The organism is Paenibacillus sp. FSL F4-0125 (genome assembly GCF_038008565.1).
Lineage (GTDB): Bacteria > Bacillota > Bacilli > Paenibacillales > Paenibacillaceae > Paenibacillus_AQ.
This window is the reverse complement of sequence record NZ_JBBOZJ010000001.1, coordinates 4,431,101-4,449,192: the sequence shown is the minus strand read 5'-3', so window position 1 is coordinate 4,449,192 and position 18,092 is coordinate 4,431,101. Positions and strand designations below refer to the sequence as shown.

At 44.0% G+C, this 18,092-nt stretch carries 16 protein-coding genes; 12 read left to right on the top strand and 4 right to left on the bottom strand.

Annotated elements, in window-relative coordinates:
• Positions 1-106: 106 nt before the first annotated feature.
• The 6 genes from NST74_RS19800 to NST74_RS19775 all read left to right on the top strand — a co-directional run bounded on the left by NST74_RS19800 (position 107) and on the right by NST74_RS19775 (position 8,087).
• The gene (locus NST74_RS19800; RefSeq protein WP_341114012.1) at positions 107-1,087 is read left to right on the top strand and encodes an ABC transporter ATP-binding protein; all 981 of its coding nucleotides are present in this window, start codon (positions 107-109) and stop codon (positions 1,085-1,087) included.
• Complete coding sequence (locus NST74_RS19795) at positions 1,080-2,069, top strand: ABC transporter permease (protein WP_042129431.1); 990 nt, start codon at positions 1,080-1,082, stop codon at positions 2,067-2,069. Before NST74_RS19800 ends, NST74_RS19795 begins: the two co-directional genes overlap by 8 nt.
• Before the next feature lie 167 nt (positions 2,070-2,236).
• Positions 2,237-4,219: a DNA topoisomerase IV subunit B gene (gene parE / locus NST74_RS19790; RefSeq protein ID WP_341114011.1), complete on the top strand. Its 1,983-nt coding sequence runs from the start codon at positions 2,237-2,239 to the stop codon at positions 4,217-4,219.
• 254 nt (positions 4,220-4,473) lie between these two features.
• Positions 4,474-6,915, top strand: coding sequence for a DNA gyrase subunit A (gene gyrA / locus NST74_RS19785; protein ID WP_076119739.1), 2,442 nt, complete (start codon positions 4,474-4,476; stop codon positions 6,913-6,915).
• A 189-nt stretch (positions 6,916-7,104) separates the two neighbouring features.
• Positions 7,105-7,536 carry a MarR family winged helix-turn-helix transcriptional regulator gene (locus NST74_RS19780; RefSeq protein ID WP_042129426.1) on the top strand — a complete coding sequence of 144 codons (432 nt, stop codon included), beginning with the start codon at positions 7,105-7,107 and terminating at the stop codon, positions 7,534-7,536.
• Positions 7,533-8,087 carry a hypothetical protein gene (locus tag NST74_RS19775; RefSeq protein ID WP_341114009.1) on the top strand — a complete coding sequence of 185 codons (555 nt, stop codon included), beginning with the start codon at positions 7,533-7,535 and terminating at the stop codon, positions 8,085-8,087. Before NST74_RS19780 ends, NST74_RS19775 begins: the two co-directional genes overlap by 4 nt.
• Positions 8,088-8,416: 329 nt before the next feature.
• On the opposite strand, the gene NST74_RS19770 is transcribed toward NST74_RS19775, so the two are convergent.
• Together NST74_RS19770 and NST74_RS19765 are read right to left on the bottom strand one after the other, a co-directional pair.
• Positions 8,417-9,163, bottom strand: a complete 747-nt coding sequence (locus NST74_RS19770) for an RluA family pseudouridine synthase (protein ID WP_341114008.1) — start codon at positions 9,161-9,163, stop codon at positions 8,417-8,419.
• A gap of 3 nt (positions 9,164-9,166) precedes the next feature.
• On the bottom strand, positions 9,167-10,030 hold the full coding sequence (locus NST74_RS19765; RefSeq protein ID WP_042129425.1) for a class I SAM-dependent methyltransferase: 864 nt from the start codon (positions 10,028-10,030) through the stop codon (positions 9,167-9,169).
• Positions 10,031-10,222: 192 nt separating this feature from the next.
• Between NST74_RS19765 and NST74_RS19760 the strand changes: the two genes are divergently transcribed.
• The 4 genes from NST74_RS19760 (at position 10,223) to NST74_RS19745 (ending at position 12,985) form a co-directional block, all read left to right on the top strand.
• Positions 10,223-11,119, top strand: a complete 897-nt coding sequence (locus NST74_RS19760) for a helix-turn-helix domain-containing protein (protein ID WP_341114007.1) — start codon at positions 10,223-10,225, stop codon at positions 11,117-11,119.
• Between the two features lie 97 nt (positions 11,120-11,216).
• Positions 11,217-11,582 (top strand): VOC family protein, encoded by a 366-nt coding sequence (locus tag NST74_RS19755; protein WP_042190035.1) that lies wholly within the window; start codon positions 11,217-11,219, stop codon positions 11,580-11,582.
• 169 nt (positions 11,583-11,751) lie between these two features.
• Positions 11,752-12,204 (top strand): flavodoxin, encoded by a 453-nt coding sequence (locus tag NST74_RS19750; RefSeq protein ID WP_341114005.1) that lies wholly within the window; start codon positions 11,752-11,754, stop codon positions 12,202-12,204.
• A 1-nt stretch (position 12,205) separates the two neighbouring features.
• Positions 12,206-12,985 carry a hypothetical protein gene (locus NST74_RS19745; RefSeq protein ID WP_341114003.1) on the top strand — a complete coding sequence of 260 codons (780 nt, stop codon included), beginning with the start codon at positions 12,206-12,208 and terminating at the stop codon, positions 12,983-12,985.
• A gap of 66 nt (positions 12,986-13,051) precedes the next feature.
• On the opposite strand, the gene NST74_RS19740 is transcribed toward NST74_RS19745, so the two are convergent.
• Both NST74_RS19740 and NST74_RS19735 read right to left on the bottom strand, forming a co-directional pair.
• A complete protein-coding gene (locus NST74_RS19740; RefSeq protein ID WP_341114002.1) occupies positions 13,052-13,897 on the bottom strand; it encodes a GNAT family N-acetyltransferase in 846 nt (281 codons plus the stop codon).
• An 83-nt stretch (positions 13,898-13,980) separates the two neighbouring features.
• The gene (locus NST74_RS19735) at positions 13,981-14,274 is read right to left on the bottom strand and encodes a GNAT family N-acetyltransferase (RefSeq protein WP_339287380.1); all 294 of its coding nucleotides are present in this window, start codon (positions 14,272-14,274) and stop codon (positions 13,981-13,983) included.
• 884 nt (positions 14,275-15,158) lie between these two features.
• Here NST74_RS19735 and NST74_RS19730 point away from each other — a divergent pair.
• The gene (locus NST74_RS19730) at positions 15,159-16,061 is read left to right on the top strand and encodes an ArsR/SmtB family transcription factor (protein ID WP_341113999.1); all 903 of its coding nucleotides are present in this window, start codon (positions 15,159-15,161) and stop codon (positions 16,059-16,061) included.
• 235 nt (positions 16,062-16,296) lie between these two features.
• A complete protein-coding gene (locus NST74_RS19725) occupies positions 16,297-18,045 on the top strand; it encodes an ABC transporter substrate-binding protein (protein ID WP_341113998.1) in 1,749 nt (582 codons plus the stop codon).
• Positions 18,046-18,092: the final 47 nt, after the last annotated feature.

The following is an 18,092-nucleotide window of genomic DNA, read 5'->3' as shown; positions in this document are numbered from 1 at the left end:
TCATAAGTGAGAGCCAGCTTTCTAAGAAAGATAGCTGTATTAGATAACATATCCTTTGAACAAGTACTAGTCGAGGAAATGACAGTAACAAGGAGATAAGCAGAATATGACAAAAGCGAACAGTGGAGAATCCAGCCCGGTCGTCTTGTCTGTGGACGGGGTGCGGAAAAAAATAGGACGAAAGTGGATTATTGATGATGTTACGTTTGATGTGAGAGAAGGAGAAATATTTGGCTTCCTAGGACCCAATGGTGCTGGGAAGACGACTACAATTCGAATGCTTGTCGATTTGATTCGTCCTAGCGAGGGCAAGATTACGGTATGTGGTTACAATGTGAATCGAAATCCGGAAAAAGCGTTGCAATTTGTTGGCTCTATCGTTGAGAACCCTGAGGTATATACCTATTTGACCGGATGGGAGAATTTACAGCATTTTGCCCGCATGCAGCCTGGTATTGATAATGCTCGTATTAGCGAAGTCGTAGATATCGTTCGGCTGGATCAACGAATCCATGATAAGGTAAGTACATATTCGCTTGGGATGAGACAGCGTTTAGGCATAGCGCAAGCGCTGCTGGGACGTCCGCGTCTGCTTATTCTGGACGAGCCTACAAATGGTTTAGATCCAAAGGGAATTAAGGAGTTACGAGAATTTATACGCAAGCTGGCTGATGAAGGCTTAGCGGTATTTGTATCGAGTCATTTACTCAGCGAAATTCAGCTTCTTTGTGACCGTGTTGCGATTATTAGCAAAGGACGTGTGCTGGCGGTAGGTGCGGTAGATGAGCTGATCGCTCGAAATTCGCCTTACGTTCTTTGGGAGCTGGAGCCTTTTGCTGAAGCTCGGGCACTACTGGCTGATCGCCCGGGCATTCAGATTCAGAAGCTGGAAGACGTTACCTTGGATGATTCTATTATTGCAGGGATGGGTCCGAATTCTTTAATCACTATTATGGAGCAGGATTTAATCCCCGAGATTGTGGCAGTAATGGTGACTTCTGAAATCGAAGTTAGGGCTGTGCATAAAATCAATCCGACACTGGAACAGCTATTCTTGAAACTAACGGAGGGTGAGAACGTTGAATAATATGCTTCCGTTAATCCGTAATGAGTGTTTAAAAATCATTAAAAAGAAACGGTTTTATGTTATACTGCTGATTCTGATTGTATTGGTGCCTATGTTTACCTACGCTCAGATGCGATCAGCGGAGCGTAGCCGAGATAAATTCAATTCCGATTGGCGTCTGGAGATCCAGCAGCAGATCATTGATAATCAAAATTCTTTGGGCAGTGATCGAATACCAGAGGAATGGAAGACTTATCGGCGAATATTTGTACAGCAGCTTCAATATTACCTACATCATGATGTGAATCCGAACGAGCCAAGTGGCGTTACGTTTACCCGAGAGTTTTTGGATAATTCGGTTACTTTGTTTATTCCACTGCTCATAATGGCGGTAGCATCGGATTTAGTCTCTGCGGAGCGAACCACAGGAACAATCAAAATGCTGCTGACAAGGCCAGTTAAGCGCTGGAAAGTCTTATTTAGTAAAATGGCGGCGCTGCTTATGTTTGTCTCGCTTATCGTACTCTCCACATTTGTGATCAGCTACCTAATCTCCGGTCTGGCTTTTGGATACAAGGGTTTTAATATCCCAGTATTTACAGGCTTTAAGATCAGTGGGGACTCGGTGGATATGTCTACCGTACATGCAGTGCCACAGTGGAAGTATATGCTTATGCAAGGTGGATTGGTCTGGTTCGTTAGTGTCGTAGTTGCCTTGCTTGCTTTTATGATCTCTGTACTTGTAAGGAGCACTGCTGCTAGTATAGTGGTCATGATGGCAGCGCTGATCGCCGGGAATATTTTGACCAATATGGCTTCAGCGTGGACAACAGCAAAATATTTATTTATGGTAAATCTTGGACTGACCGGTTATTTGTCAGGAACGCCTGCACCCATAGAGGGGATGTCCTTGTCATTTTCTATGGCTGTGCTGGCTGTATGGGGGGCCGCTTCGGTGATCATTTCATTCGCCGTCTTTACGAAAAGGGATATTTTGAATTAGAATGTACAAAGTGACCAAAACGTTTGTTTGCATTTCTTGAAATATAAGAAGTATAAGATTTGTATCTATACTTAATATCTTATATTTCTCGCTTAAAGGCTTACCGTCTTTAAAAGGACGCCGAAGGCGCTAATGCTTGAGTATAGAGAAAAGAAGGAGGAGCATGAATGCTCGAACAGATCGATATGTTTGCTGAAGTTTCTAATAACGGCGAGAATGGCCGTACTGGATACGATGCTGACGACATTCAAGTGCTCGAAGGTCTAGTTGCAGTTCGCAAACGACCTGGCATGTATATCGGCAGTACAAGTTCTTCGGGACTACATCATCTAGTATGGGAAATTGTAGATAACGCAGTGGATGAGCATTTAGCCAAGTATTGTACGAAGATTGATTTACTACTTCGCAAAGATGGCTCAGTAACAGTAACTGACAACGGTCGTGGAATTCCTACTGGAATGCATAAGACAGGAGTGCCAACGCCGCAGGTTGTATTTACAATTTTGCATGCAGGCGGTAAATTCGGTGGATCTGGTTACAAGAAATCAGGCGGTTTGCATGGCGTCGGAGCCTCAGTGACGAATGCTTTGTCTGAATGGCTTGAAGTAGAGATCTATCGTGAAGGCAAAATCCATCGTCAACGTTTTGAATATTGGGTGGACAAGAAGGGGAAAGAGCATGTTGGCGAACCTGTAACAGGCCTTGAAATTCTGGGCAACACCAACAAAACCGGTTCGAAAATCACTTTTAAACCGGACATTCGCGTCTTTCCAAATGGAATAGCCCTGAATTATGACACACTGGCAGAGCGGGTGCAGGAGATTGCCTTTCTGAATTCCGGTCTGCGTATTACGCTGCATGATGAGCGCAATAATCGTCAGGACGAGTTCTTTTACGAGGGTGGAGCAAGCCAATTTGTTCAATTCCTGAACGAGGGTAAGGATGTTCTGCATGATGTCATTCATTTCAGCGCAGAAAAAGATGATATCGAAGTGGAAGTAGCCCTTCAGTACAATGGAGGCTATACAGAAACCTTGGCTTCCTTCGTTAACTCCATTCCTACTCGTAGCGGTGGTACTCATGAGACTGGCTTTAAGACTGCGTATACTCGTGTGCTAAATGACTATGCCCGGCGTACACAGTTGCTTAAAGAAAAGGATAAGAATTTAGAAGGAAATGATTTACGCGAAGGTATGATGGCTGTCATTAGTGTCAAAATGTCCGAGGTTGAATTTGTTGGACAGACGAAGGATCAGCTCGGTAGTGCTTCTGCCCGTAGTGCAGTAGACTATATCGTATCTGAGAATATGGCTCGTTTCCTGGAAGAAAACCCACAGGTTGCACAAAGTCTTCTGAAAAAGTCGATTCAAGCTTCGAAGGCTCGGGAGGCGGCTCGCAAAGCCCGTGATGAGATTCGTACAGGTAAGAAACGCAGCGAGAGCTCGAATCTTGGCGGTAAATTATCACCTGCACAGTCTAAGGACGTTACACGAACCGAGCTGTTCATCGTAGAAGGTGATTCGGCCGGAGGCTCGGCGAAGCAAGGCCGTGATTCTAAGATTCAGGCGATCCTGCCGCTAAAAGGAAAACCGATGAATCCGGAAAAAGCCAAGCTGTTGGATATCCTGAAGAACGATGAATATAAAGCGATCATTTCCACGATTGGTGCAGGAATTGGTCCAGACTTTACCGTCGAAGACAGCAATTATTCCAAAATTATTATTATGACCGATGCGGATACAGATGGAGCGCATATTCAGGTGCTGCTGCTGACATTTTTCTATCGTTATATGAAGCCGTTACTAGATGCTGGAAAGGTCTTTATCGCTCAGCCTCCGCTATATAAGCTGACCCGTAAAACGGGCAAGCTGGAGACCGTAAGATATGCTTGGAGTGATGAAGAACTGCAAAATTACTTAAAGGAATTCGGCAAAAACTTCGAGCTTCAGCGTTATAAAGGATTGGGTGAGATGAATCCGGATCAGCTGTGGGAAACGACGATGAATCCGGAGTCGCGTACACTGCTTCAGGTGCAGATTGAGGATGCTGCTAAAGCGGAGCGCCGCGTTTCTACACTAATGGGTGATAAAGTCGATCCTCGTAAACGCTGGATTGTTGAAAATGTCGATTTCACTGAAATTGTAGAGTAGTTGCAGCTTGTATTGCTGCAAGTGACGAATACTTCCACTGTTTTTAATTTTTTGGTGATAGGCAAACGGAGTGGCGGAATCGTTCTGGAGGAGCGTTAGTGTTCGTCTTTGTTTCCGGATTTTATCCGCTAATAGCGGTATAATCAAAAAATCTGGAAACAACAGCGACCGGAAGAATGATCGGCAAAGCGAAGTGAAAGAATATCACCAATCTTTAAGAAAGTGGACAGATTGAGGAACAGAAGGTGAGCAAAGTGAGTAGTTTATCAGAACAATTTTTGCCGGCTTTTCTGGAAGAGGTCGTCGGTGACCGCTTTGGTCGGTATTCCAAATACATTATTCAGGACCGGGCTATTCCCGATGTCCGCGATGGACTTAAGCCTGTACAGCGTCGGATTCTTTATGCGATGTACGATTCTGGCAATACCCCTGACAAGCCGTATCGCAAGTCCGCCAAAACCGTCGGGGATGTAATGGGTAATTACCATCCACACGGTGACTCCTCGATTTACGATGGTATGGTTCGTATGGCACAGCCATGGAAGATGGGGCATGTACTTGTTGACGGTCACGGCAACTGGGGCTCGATGGATGATGACCCAGCTGCAGCGATGCGTTATACGGAAGCACGGTTATCACCGATTGCAATGGAGATGATGCGTGATATCGAGAAGCGGACAGTATTGTTTAAGGATAACTTTGACAATACAGCTAAAGAGCCTGTTGTTGTTCCCTCTCGGTATCCGAACTTACTCGTGAATGGTACGAGTGGGATTTCCGCAGGTTTTGCCACTGAAATTCCGCCGCATAATCTGCGTGAGGTTATTGATGCTTGTATCGCAGTGATGCAAAAGCCGGATATTGAACTTGAAGATATCATGACCTTCATGAAAGGTCCGGATTTTCCTACTGGCGGCACTATCATGGGTGGCGATGGCATCATGGATGCATACCGCACAGGTAAAGGCCGTATTTACTTGCGCTCCAAGACTGAGATTGAGAATATGCGTGGCGGCAGGCAACAAATCGTGATTACTGAAGTTCCCTTCCAGATTGTAAAATCACGACTAGTTACCTCCATGGAGAACATTCGGTTAGAGAAGAAGATCGATGGCATTGCCGAGGTTCGTGATGAGAGTGGACGAGAAGGTCTTCGGATAGTAGTTGAACTTAAAAAAGAGGCTGATGCCCAAAGCGTTTTGGCGTATCTGCTCAAAAAAACGGATCTTCAAATCACTTATAACTTCAATATGGTAGCTATCGTTAACAAAGCTCCGCAACAGCTTGGTCTTAAAGCCATCCTGGAGGCTTATATTGCTCATCAGCGTGAAGTTGTGACTCATCGCACCCAATTTGATCTGGAACGCGCAGAAGACCGTGCTCATGTCTTAGAGGGCTTGGTTAAAGCGCTGAATATTCTAGATGAGGTTATCGCTGCCATCAAGGCATCGAAGAACCGACAGGACGCTCAGAACAATCTCGTGTGGATGTTCGGGTTCAGCGAACGTCAAGCGGACTCCATTCTTACCTTGCAATTGTATCGTCTGACTAATCTGGAGATTACTTCACTCCAAAAAGAATTGGACGAAATGATGGCAAAGATTACACATCTGCGCGGCATATTGGAAAGTGACAAGAAGCTCGTAGCTGTAATCCGTAAGGAATTACTGGAGATCCGCGACAAGTACGGGATCGATCGCCGTTCTCTGATCCAAGGCGAGGTTGAGGAGATTAAGGTTAGCCTTGAAGCGCTGGTCAACGCAGAGGATGTGCTAGTAGCACTTTCCGCAGACGGTTATATTAAGCGTACAAGTATGCTTTCCTTTACCCGTTCTGGTGGTGAACGCCATACATCGGGTGTTAAAGAAGGCGATCATATCGTCAAGCTGCTTGACGTGAATACCCGTGACAGTTTGCTGGTATTTACGCGAAAAGGACAATACTTCTTGCTTCCAGTTCACCAGATACCGGAGTTTAAATGGAAAGAACCTGGCACAGCGATCGTTAACGTTATCGGATTGTCTAAAGGGGATGGAATCATAAGTGTGATTCCGGTCAATAATCTTGATGATCCGCAGCAAAGTCTTGTGTTTATCACCCGTAGAGGTCAGGTTAAGCGTACAGAGCTCAAGGAATACTCTACAAGCCGTTCCGGAGCTGTAGCAGCCTGTAAGGTAGCAGACGGTGATGAGATCATTACAGTGGCTACTAGTACGAATGATAAGGATATTGTACTCGTGACTCGTGAAGGAATGAGTATTAGATTCCATGAGAATGAAGTTAATCCTATGGGCCGTGTTGCATCCGGTGTAAGAGGGATTCAGCTTCGTGAGGGCGATGAGGTGATTTCTTGCTTCTGGGTCAGCGAAGATGAAGGTGAGATTCTCTCCATCTCTGATATTGGATATGCGAAACGTTCATTACTAGTAGATTATCCATCTCAAAGCCGTGGCGGAAAAGGGATGCCAACCTTTGAATTTAAGGAAGGCAAACGAGTACGACCAAATGGCAGTAGATTGGCAGGGGCCTTCTATTGCAGAGAACCGCTGGAACTGAATGCTATTACAAAGGAGAATGCACATCACACATTCTCTTCTGAATCTGCACCACTTGGAGAGCGTCGTTCTACAGGTAAACAGATTGTCCCTGTAGAGAAAAAAGATGAGATTGTTAATCTTTTTCCGGCAGTTAAGTAAAACTAATCAGTAATTAACAGATTAAGGTGTTTAGTCAATTCTTTTTTTGAGAACTGACTAAGCGCCTTTTTTTAATGTTCTTGCTCAATCGTGCAGAAGATTTATTTTTCTTCACTTGCAGGAAATGGAATTTGTTTCGCGAAAATGTAGTTATACCGGATAGAACCGCGAGGAAAGGAAGGAATAAGTGTGCACGCTTCTGAATTCAGTAAAATATGGCATAAAATTTTGAAAGATTACAAACTACATATGGACAGTAATCTTGCCCCATCGCTAACGGATGCCCAGCTCACAGTACTTGAACTGCTTCAGGAACGTGATGCCATGAAGCCTTCTGATCTGGCTCCACATCTGGCGACCAGTCCTGCAGCGGTTACTATGTTACTTGATCGGATGGAGAAAAATGGGCTTATCATTCGGGAGAGAGATGCTGCGGACCGCCGTATTGTATGGGTGAGTATAACCGAGATTGGAACGCAAGAGACTGTACGTGGTTTGAAGATCCGCAGTGATTTTTTTGCAGAAGCGCTTGATCCGATTTCCTCTCATAACCAACAGTTACTACTTTATTTAATGGGAAAAATGGTAGTTACAGCTACGCCGGAAGGTTCTACGCCGTGAATAAGCTAGCTTTGTTGTATCATTATTACGATGAAGCTACCGGTCCATTTCAGAATTTATCTGATTTACCACCACAAGAAGCAGAACAAATTCTGAATGATCTACGACACCAGAATAGAAGCTTTGCAAGTAAACGTTCGCAAGATTATCTTGATATTCGACGGAGCCTTGAAGCAAAAGCTAGAGAATTATTTATTCAAAAAGGTGGAAAGCCATCGCGAGCTTGCCCACATTATATGACACTAGGAGAGTGCCCGTGGTTATTAGACTGGTATCCAGAAGCTAAAAGCCTGCAGCTTTCCGTTGATCAATTTAATGCTGAGGGTATCAGCTTCACCTACGGGGATTTGTTTCCTACAATGAGATATAAAGATGGTAAACCTTATCGCAATCAAGTGTATACCAAGGACGAGATCGTCCGTGTAATAGAACAATTTGGTATGCCGCAGGAATGGAATACCAGCGGTGACAAGGGACCTGAACGATATATTGAGGTCCAGATATGGGATGACAAACCTATAAATATCTTATTAGAGTATTTAGAGAAATGAAGGAAGTAGCGTTTAGAGGCACGAAGTAGGCATTTAGAAATACTTAGTTGTATTTCGTACAGCTATAATTCGCTATTCATTCTGCCTAATAGATATAACTGTATTTTATACATCTAAACGCAAGGTTACCTTTACTTTTGGGAGGTTTATCCAGTTTTTAATTGTAAAGTATACACTTAAATTCGATTGACTGCTTTTTTATTGTGAATAAGTGTACAGAATGCAGCTACTGGGTTCAATCAACCCACCGTAGATCTAAAAAAAACAGGCAGCGATTCTCCGGTTAATGGACAATCACTGCCTGTTTTAAATTGCAAGAAAGGGCTGTTTTAAGAAAGCTCTTTTTTTAGTATTTCCCGCGACCACAGATCCCAAGGATAGGTTTGTGGCGGAAGAGAAATGAGTTCTACTTCTTCTTTAGTAACAGGGTGGGGAAAGCCTACAAGTGCAGACCACAGTGCAATTTGCTGTCCAGGTCTGTTCACTGAAGCACCATACTTCTGATCACCGTATAACGGGCAGCCGATGGAGCTGAGCTGTACTCGAATTTGGTGAGAACGACCAGTTAGTAAATCGATCTTGAGCAAGCTGTAGCCCTCTGCGCTGCCAAGCAGCGTGTAATCCAGAATGGCTTCCTTACCGCCGGGTGTTCCTTTCCGGACTACGGTGACGGTATTGCTCTTGGCGTCTTTAAGCAGCGTATCGGTAAGACGGCCATGAGATGCTGGTGGTTTACCGTGCACGACCGTTAAGTACACCTTATGAAAGCTGTGAGTTCTGACACACTCGGATAGTCTTGATGCTGCTTTTGATGTCTTGGCAAAGATCATTGCACCCCCAACCGGACGATCCAGGCGGTGGACTAGCCCCATATAGACATTGCCAGGTTTGTTAAAGCGTTCCTTCACATCTTCTTTGAGCAGGTTGAGCAGATCAGGATCTCCAGTAGCATCCTCCTGAACAGGAATATTCACGGGCTTCACTATGCCTAGAAGATGATTATCTTCGTATAACACTTCAAAGCGCTTCGACATGCCGTCCAGCGGCTCGTTGCTGCCGGTCAAATGCTGTGTCATGGCTTACGCCTCCCAGCGTCCCAGAATACCGCATGGCAGGTTCATGCCGGAGGAAGTGATCGGAAGACCGATTTCACCGGAGGTGAGCTTCCCACCATAACGTTTACCCATGGTCATCGACAACATATTACGTAGGACAGTTGGAGAAATCCCAGTGGTGTATGAATTGATTAGCATAAACAAAGGTTTGTCGCTCATGATTTGCATACAGCTCTCAAGGAAAGGATATAAGCTGGATTCCAGTTTCCACATTTCTCCGCCAGGTCCTCTTCCATAGGAAGGCGGGTCCATTATAATCGCATCATACTTACTACCACGACGTTGTTCACGTTGTACGAATTTGAATACGTCATCCGTGATGTAGCGAACTGGACGATCACCCAGGCCGGACAGCTGGACATTTTCTTTGGCCCATTGCACCATTCCTTTAGCTGCATCCACGTGCACAACAGAAGCGCCGGCACTTGCTGCGGCTACAGTAGCTCCACCAGTGTAAGCAAATAGATTCAGTACTGAGATCGGACGGTTAGCAGCCGCAATCTTGTCCATCATCCAGCTCCAGTTGGCCGCTTGTTCAGGGAATAGCCCTGTATGCTTGAAATTCGTAGGACGCAGGTGGAATTTTAATTTTCCGTAACTAATCTTCCAATCGTCCGGAATCGTTTTTTTCATTTCCCATTGTCCACCACCAGCCGAGGAACGGTGATAATGACCATGTACATCACGCCATTTCGCGGTCTCATTGGAGAGTGGCCATATAATTTGCGGATCAGGACGGCGCAGGATAATGTCACCCCAACGTTCAAGCTTTTCTCCACCGCCAGTGTCAATTACTTCATAGTCTTTCCAGTCGCTAGCTATATACATTTTTTAATCCATCCTTCAAAAATTCATTTAGCCTTTATTGTACAACATTTCACCATATAGCTACAAACAAAATACGTACAGGTCTAATGCACTGTTTATTTTATTCAATGAAGATAATGTGTATAATATTTCCATGCTGACTGCTGTTATTCTGGCAGATCAAGCAGCGATTGTGTATGATCAGAATCCAGAGTGCTTTCAATTTTACCGATCGGAGAACAGCAGCTTATGTTCAATCTCGCACCTCTATATTTCCCGATAACTGCAAATCCAGCCCAAACCAGTGAATATCTACCCAACCAAGCTTTGCAGCCGTATATTCGCTGTTTCTGGGGCTCTGTTGCACCACGTATTCGTACGGATGTATCAGTTCCCTTAGTGGACAAGATATCTTGTTACGAACCTCGAAATGAAACGATTATTCCGGATACATGCATGGACATTATTTGGGATTTAGATGAATCAACAGGGATAACAACATCCGTTTTTTCTGGCATCAATGATGCTCCATTTGAGGTGCCTTCAGACAGGGGGGAAGGGTTGATTTCACGTTTCGGTATCCGATTTCATTTCTGGGCTGTTCATTTTTTTGCGGATGACCATCTGCGGGATGTCTTGAATGCATTTGTGGATGTAGACCATTACTTTAGTACGTTTAAAAGAGAGCTTGGACTATTGCTGGAACAAGCAAACTCTATGGATGAAAGAATAGCGGCAGCTGAGGCTTATCTGTTTCAGCGTCTTGAGCGTGGAGGCCGGACTAACGATCGGATGATGAATGCCGTTTATACCCTAATTAAACAAAAGGGTGTCGTAACCGCTGAGGATTTGGAAGCCAGCTCTAATCTAAGCAGACGTCAACTCGAAAGACTGTTTCAAGAATACATAGGTGTATCACCTAAAAAAACAGCTGATCTTGTGCGATTTCAGAATGTATGGCGGGAAATGTATCATCAGCCTGTGCAGACGAAGAATATGCAGGATCTTATTTTTTCGTATGGATTCAGCCATCAGCCGCATTTCATAAATAGTTTCAAGAAATATGCAGGAAGAACACCACTTGAAGCTTTAGTCTATGCTGGCAGATAAAATGTCGCAATTTTGCAATACAAGAGCTGTTAGCCTTGTTAAACTAAATTCAAGTTAAAATTGACACTATGATGCTGAGAATGAAAGGGGACAAATTATGATTTCGTCTTTTGAAGGTACTAACATTTACACTAAGGATACTGCTGCGTTGGCTGCATTTTATTCGGAGGTGCTAGGGATTCCAATTCCGTTCGAAGGCTACGGCAATTTTGATGGCGCAAAGATTGGATTCGACAAGAAGCAGCCTGGAATCATCATTTGGGATGAGACGAAATGGGAAAAGCTCACGACTGGCTTTGTTAATTTAGTATTCAGCTGTGATAATCTCGATGAGACGTACGAGCAGTTAAAGGCTAAGGGACTGGATTGTCAGCCACCGGTTACGATGGCGTATGGCGGGAAAGAAATGAATTTCCGCGATCCAGATGGTAATCACATTACCTTGCTCGAAGGAGCATACTAATTTAGTATTGAGCAAAGATAAGGATCGAACGCATGCTTAACCGTGTGAATAACCGGGAGTTTGCGTTCTTTTATTATTAGCATTTGACAATGATAATCATTATCAAATAGAATGAGGGTGAAGCACACATCATTTAAATTTTAAGTTTAGTAATGGGAGGAACAGAAAGATGACTAAAGTGCTAGTGGCGTATGCCAGTTTAACTGGGAACACTGAGGAAATGGCTGAATTGATTGTAGAGGGAATACGCCAAGCAGGCGGTGAAGCCGTTTTGAAATCGGTCACTGAATGTAATGCGGTTGAGATAAATTCATATGAAGGCGTTCTGTTAGGAGCATACACTTGGGGAGATGGAGAGCTGCCGGATGAAGCTCTTGATTTCTATGAGGAGATGGATGAGCTTGATTTGACCGCTATGAAGTCAGCAGTTTTTGGCAGTGGAGACACAGGTTACGCGATTTATTGTGGAGCCGTGGACTTATTCGTGGAGAAGTTAAAGGAACGCGGGGCTGTTATATTACAGAATAGCCTAAAGATTGAATATGGACCGAACGCTGCTGAAAAAGAAGCTTGCCGCCAATTCGGTCGTCAATTTATCGAAGCTTGTACGGTGGCTTCATAGGATGGGCGGGCCAGCGGAAAGTTGGATGAAGAAATCAGTGAATTTACATACGCCATCGTATAAACGGTTGCATGATTATCGAGTGGAGCACATTATGCTTGGTGGAGCCGAGAATTTATCAAGCGGTGCTCCAGCTACAGGGCTCCCACGCTGGCGCCAGCAGGTTCAATATGCTGTAGGGCATACACTTAACGACTTCTATAGTTTGTTGCCTGAAGTTCGAAGGGAAACACCGATTCAATTTCTGTTAGAGCGTCGATGGCCTCCTAGAGGGGACGCATTTCCTTCATTACTTCAATATTGGGATATCAAGACGAGTATAGCTGATGAACTTATGCGTATCGTTTCGATCAATCATCTAGAGGAAATTCCGGTAATGCTATACGAGCAGTGGTATGTGCCCGTACCGGAGTTGAATCTGGAACTTTCTATGATTACTCAATTGGCTTGGAATTCTTCTCAGCATGGTCGAAGTTTGAACATTCAGAAATTTATGGTGAATGGCAATGAGGATATCGTTACGGGCTTTTTGCATATGACTAATGTCTTTTGTTATGCGGCCTACGGAGAGCCTGCAGAGACCGTGGAAATTTACTCTTTACTAGAGGGGTGTAAATACACTTACAAGGGAAATGCAGTCCCGTATAAGGAGTCTTTGGATTACGTGCGATTGTTATCTGTATTTCTGGAGCAGGAAGTGCTCGCTGACGGCTCGTTAAGCTGCAGTAACCGTAAAAGTGATAGAGGCGAAGCTAATGTTGGAGGCTTTGGACTCATGTGATGATAAGAAAGCCTCCTGCTCTACAGGCGAGAACGCCCATTAGACAGGAGGCTTTAATTCTATGGATTAGCTGATATAGCGGTAATAATCCTGTTTATTCTGAATGACAAAGCCACAGCTTTCATATAGCTTAAGCGCATTAGGATTATCTAGAGCAACCTCCAGATTAATGCCATTATAGTTTTTACGTTCTCGTTCGATCGTTTGAAGAAGTGCGCTTCGACCAATACCAAGCCCTCGTAGCTTCTTGTTGACGGTAAACCCATATATCCAAGTTTCATTATCTTCGGTCCACAGTCGCATTTTACCAACAGGTTGTCCGTCCATTTCGATCATAATATGCTCTTGCAGATCTTCTTGCTTCTGCAGGTCATAAAGTTCGGCGGCATCTGCTGTCTTCATGTCAAAGCCTCCACAATCCAGCTCTACGAGGATAGGTGCTTCGTCTGCACGAGCAGGTCGTAAGATCACAGTTCCTGTCGCTGAGCTTGCTTCAGAAGAAGCAACCGAATCTCCGCTCCATTTCATTTGATATTCCGCGTGGTTGAACTGAAGAGGTAGTGTTTGCAGGAACGCAGCTCCGGAAGCTGAGGAGGCGGGAGCATTTAGAAGCAGGCTATCAACATTGCCCCGTTTGATAATCGTCTGTGCCCGGTTCCACAGGGAGGTGAAGATTCCACGTCGACGGTAACCTGGTCGAACCATACCGCAAACTTCCATTTCGCTTCCGAATCCATACAAACCTAGGAATCCGACCAGTAGTTCGTCATCATAGGTCACAAGCCATTCAGTATCACCAACATTTGATGGGCCGCGAAGCATATCCCAATTCAATTTTAGTGAAATTCCGTCATATTGCTCACAGCGTTCTTGTAACTCCTCTATATTTCTCAAAGTATCAGTAGTAGTCAAACCCGTTTCCTCCTAAAGTGTATTTGAACTAAGTGAATAAGTTCGAATAGGTTGATAAAGCTTTACGGAAACGGGTAGAGAGATCAGTCTCGTCCGCCTGTATTCCCGCTCAGCACGTCCTTATACTCCGGATGCTTCTCGAATTGATGAGCTGCATAGGAGCACACAGGAACAATTTTTAAATTTTCATTTCGGGCCTTATCTACAACAGCCCGTACAAGTTCTTCACCGGTACCTTGCCCGCGCAGTTCTTCAGAGACACGGGTGTGGTCAATGACCAATTCCCCAGCCTCTTTATCCAAACTGTATGTGATCTCGGCAAGGTCCTTACCGTCATTCGCAACAAAAAAACGATCTGTCCCATTTTGAATTTGCATCTTATGGCTTCACTCCTATATTGTTATTGCCTATATTTTACTACTGCGATTTGTAAAAAGCGAGGGACGAAGCAGATTGATTGCTCGCCCTGGACGTTTGATGGCGTTCCATAGATGGATTTATCGAGGAAGTTAGGATTATTGGTGTGAATGATGCGCTCATGTTACTAAAGGCAGTTGCTTTGTAATGTTTGTTCTGCGAGTAGTCTGGCTTTGCGGAATGGGGATAGGAGGCAGACGTGATCGAGTGACTTTTGGCGAGCCGAGAAGGTGGAAGGGGTTGAATATCTGGACAACCTAGTGTGCTGGATACGCAAGCCGGCCCAGACATTCCCAGCACTCTGAGGTAGGAATATCCAGGACAGCCGGACTCATGGGAATCCTTGAGACCTCAGCGTGCCCAAAATTCCTGTTATCATAATCATCCACTGGAGCTTTCGGACTCAGATGACGTTATTTGCAAATTTTTAGCCGTTTGAGTAAAGTTTCAGACTCCATTTCAGCTATTCCTTAGGAAAAAGCACAAATTAGTCGATTTCTATGCCAATTGCGCCTATGGAGTCCGATAGAACCCCAAATTGGGGGGAATACTGCTTATAAGGTCCACTGTGCCCGATAGCAACTTCGTGAGGGTATGTGTTCACCGATGGAGCCGAACTGTAATGTCCTGCCGCATATTAGTAGCAATCCCCTTTTAGACTCTCGCAATCTCAAAATCAAAGTGAGATGCAAATAAATTCTTCATTCAAGCAGTAAGTCAAGCTGCAGTCAATGAATTTTTATACACTCCCGTTTATAAAGTAGCTTGCGTATTCTCAGGATAATACAATAAGATTAAGAGAATATCTCACTACTGAAAAGAACCGCTAGCAGGAGGAATCATTGTGGAATACAAAGTTGAGGTTGAATTTGGATCGATTTACGAGTTATTGAATAGCTTACATACTTATCTCTGCAAAAAATCCTATAAGAAGATTGACCTAGGGGTAGCGTGGGTTACTGAAATTGAAAGCACCCTGAGTGAGGAACTATTATCCCGTCTGAAGGAAACTGAACTAAACAATGAATGGAAAATGTTGAATCTGCTCATTTACTGTTGTCCATTCAAGGATGATGTAGACAGTGTGCTGAACTGGATTGAAGGGTTAACAGTTGGCGAGTTATATGAGACCTTATCAAAATATGTAAAGGTATTTCCAAGCCATATGGAGGATTACCGTAATCGCGTAGTATTTTTACTCTCCGAATGGAACCGCCAGTACTTTAGTCAATGCAATCCTGCGATTCTAAGCAAATTACAGCAGCATACGGATTTGAAGAACAAGGAGCTTAATGAACTGGATACTGCTGATTTTGTGAACAAAACGACCAACGGATTCTATTTCATGCCTACTGATGGGCTTAAGAAGCTTGTATTAATTCCACAGTATCATTTTCAGCCTGCTAATATCATCTATTGCTACGGTGAATTAACAATCTGTCATTATGCGGCCTGGATTTCGATGGAGAACGAGGAAATTTCACCTTTTATGTATAGAGCCATTCGTAGTCTGGGTGAAAAAAGCCGCCTGAAAATTCTCCATGCTCTTAGCGGTGGTCGCAAAACATTCACCGAAATTGTTAAGCATGCGGGAATCTCGAAGGGGATTGTGCATGATCATATTTTTAATCTTCGTTGTGCAGGTTTGCTTCATGCCTATATTGAAGGGGAGAATGTCACCGGGTACAGTCTGCGTCTGGAAGGCATTCATCGGATGAATGAGCAGCTATTTGATTATTTAAAATAATCATTTCACAAAAAAAATATAACGATCTAAAAGTCAGAATTCTCTTATGCAGAGAGGGTTTTGGCTTTTTTTAGTTGTCTTAATTTTCATTTAATTCTGTTTATAGAGAATTTTTTTAAAGTTCTCTCTTTACAGAACTCAAAAACCTTTCTATAATGAACATCAGAAGTTATTCATACTTAACAGGTAGGAATTATAGTTATTATTCTATTAGAGAGAAAAGGGAGATAGGTACATGAGAAAAAATGCGATTGTAATCACTTCATTACTGCTTACGGGTTCACTGTTACTTTCTGCTTGCGCTAACAACAGTAATAACGAATCCTCGTCTGGTAACAACGCGGCTGCAGGGTCCAATTCAACCAATGTGGAAGCAACAACTCCGGCAGAGACTGTTCCTGCGGGTGCGCTAAGCGAGCCTTTTACCGCAACCGATTTGTCCAAACTTCCAGCAGTAGCACAAAAACGTACAGACACCATTATCGTAGGGTTAACGGACCCAAGCGGAGCTTTTACTCCGTATTTTCAGCAAAGTGGTTATGATGGCAATGTATCTTCACTGCTATACGCTTCTCTCGTAACTGTAGACGATAAAGGCGTTCCAACACCGGAGCTTGCAGAGAGCTGGGATGTTTCGGATGATCAGCTTACATACACGTTCCACTTGAGAAAAGATCTGAAATTCAGCGACGGTTCACCATTGACAGCGGATGACGTAGCGTTTACTTGGACGATACAATACGACAAATCGTATGACGGTAGCTCACAGCTCCCATCACTAAATGTTAAAGGCGGCAAAGCCTATAAAGATGGTTCTTCTACAGCAATAGAAGGGATTAAAGTGATTGATCTACAGACGATCTCAGTGACGCTTGAGCAACCAAATGCAACAGCGCTGGTACAGCTCGGCTCGAATGTTCTGTCGAAAGCTTACTATGGCAAGGACTATAAATTTGGAGATCTTGAATACATCAAGAAGCTGCATGAGAAGCCACTTGGAGATGGACCTTACAAGCTGGAGAAATTTATTCCGGGGCAAGAAGTACGTTTTGTGGCGAATGAGAATTATTTCAAAGGTAAACCCAAAACCGAACATTTCATTTATAAAACTACGGAAGGCGATGTATGGCAATTCGTAGAAACAGGTGAGGTAGACTACGCTTCTTTTAGTGCGACAGACGAGAATATCGAGAAGCTGAAAGCGCTCGGTTTTGTGAATATTATTCCTTACACTCCAAGTACCTATGGTTATTTGCAAGTCAATCTGAAGCATGAACAGCTCAAGGATAAGCTTGTACGTCAAGCCATTGTGTATGGTCTGGATCGTCAGAGTATTTATGTAGATGCAGCGCAAGGTGCAGGCTCAATTGCCAACATCCCGGCATCCCCTATCTCTTGGTCTTACACGGAGGAAGGTATTAATCCTTACAAATATGATCCGGAAAAAGCAAAACAATTGCTGGATGAAGCAGGCTGGACAGTAGGCGCGGGTGGTATCCGTGAAAAAGATGGCAAACCGCTTACCATTCACTACCTCGGCTCTAAGAGCAAAAATACAGATATTTTCATTGCTGTAGCTAAAGAGAATTTTGAAGCACTGGGTATCGATTTCCAGCCTGAGGTTTTTGCAGACTTTAACTCTTTGGTATCTAAGGTAGAAGGCGGGGACTACGATCTCGTATCCTTCTCCACTAGTATGTTGACTGATCCGGCTGACGGGTTTATGCAATTCTTCGATGGAGAAATCACGGATTATGACAATCCGAAATTCCTGGAACTGTACAATAAGGCCTTGGCTACTACTGATATTGAAGCACGCAAAGCAGTATACAAAGAGCTGTACCAGCTCTTCAATGATGAACTGCCTATTATTTTCACAAGTTACAAAAAGACTGTATACGCCTATAACGGACGTATTGAGAATCTATCGGTCAGCCCGTTCATCGGTCTTGCTGGCAGTCTGCCAACTTGGAGCCTAAAATAAATAATCCAGTGTCCCCTGCTCTGATGAGCAGGGGACAAATCATAAGG

Excerpts from the sequence above, each read along its gene's own strand:
- NST74_RS19800 (WP_341114012.1), top strand. The coding sequence starts at position 107 with ATGACAAAAGCGAACAGTGGAGAATCCAGCCCGGTCGTCTTGTCTGTG.
- parE (WP_341114011.1), top strand. The coding sequence starts at position 2,237 with ATGCTCGAACAGATCGATATGTTTGCTGAAGTTTCTAATAACGGCGAG.
- NST74_RS19770 (WP_341114008.1), bottom strand. The coding sequence starts at position 9,163 with ATGACACAGCATTTGACCGGCAGCAACGAGCCGCTGGACGGCATGTCG.
- NST74_RS19765 (WP_042129425.1), bottom strand. The coding sequence starts at position 10,030 with ATGTATATAGCTAGCGACTGGAAAGACTATGAAGTAATTGACACTGGC.
- NST74_RS19755 (WP_042190035.1), top strand. The coding sequence starts at position 11,217 with ATGATTTCGTCTTTTGAAGGTACTAACATTTACACTAAGGATACTGCT.
- NST74_RS19750 (WP_341114005.1), top strand. The coding sequence starts at position 11,752 with ATGACTAAAGTGCTAGTGGCGTATGCCAGTTTAACTGGGAACACTGAG.
- NST74_RS19745 (WP_341114003.1), top strand. The coding sequence starts at position 12,206 with ATGGGCGGGCCAGCGGAAAGTTGGATGAAGAAATCAGTGAATTTACAT.
- NST74_RS19735 (WP_339287380.1), bottom strand. The coding sequence starts at position 14,274 with ATGCAAATTCAAAATGGGACAGATCGTTTTTTTGTTGCGAATGACGGT.
- NST74_RS19725 (WP_341113998.1), top strand. The coding sequence starts at position 16,297 with ATGAGAAAAAATGCGATTGTAATCACTTCATTACTGCTTACGGGTTCA.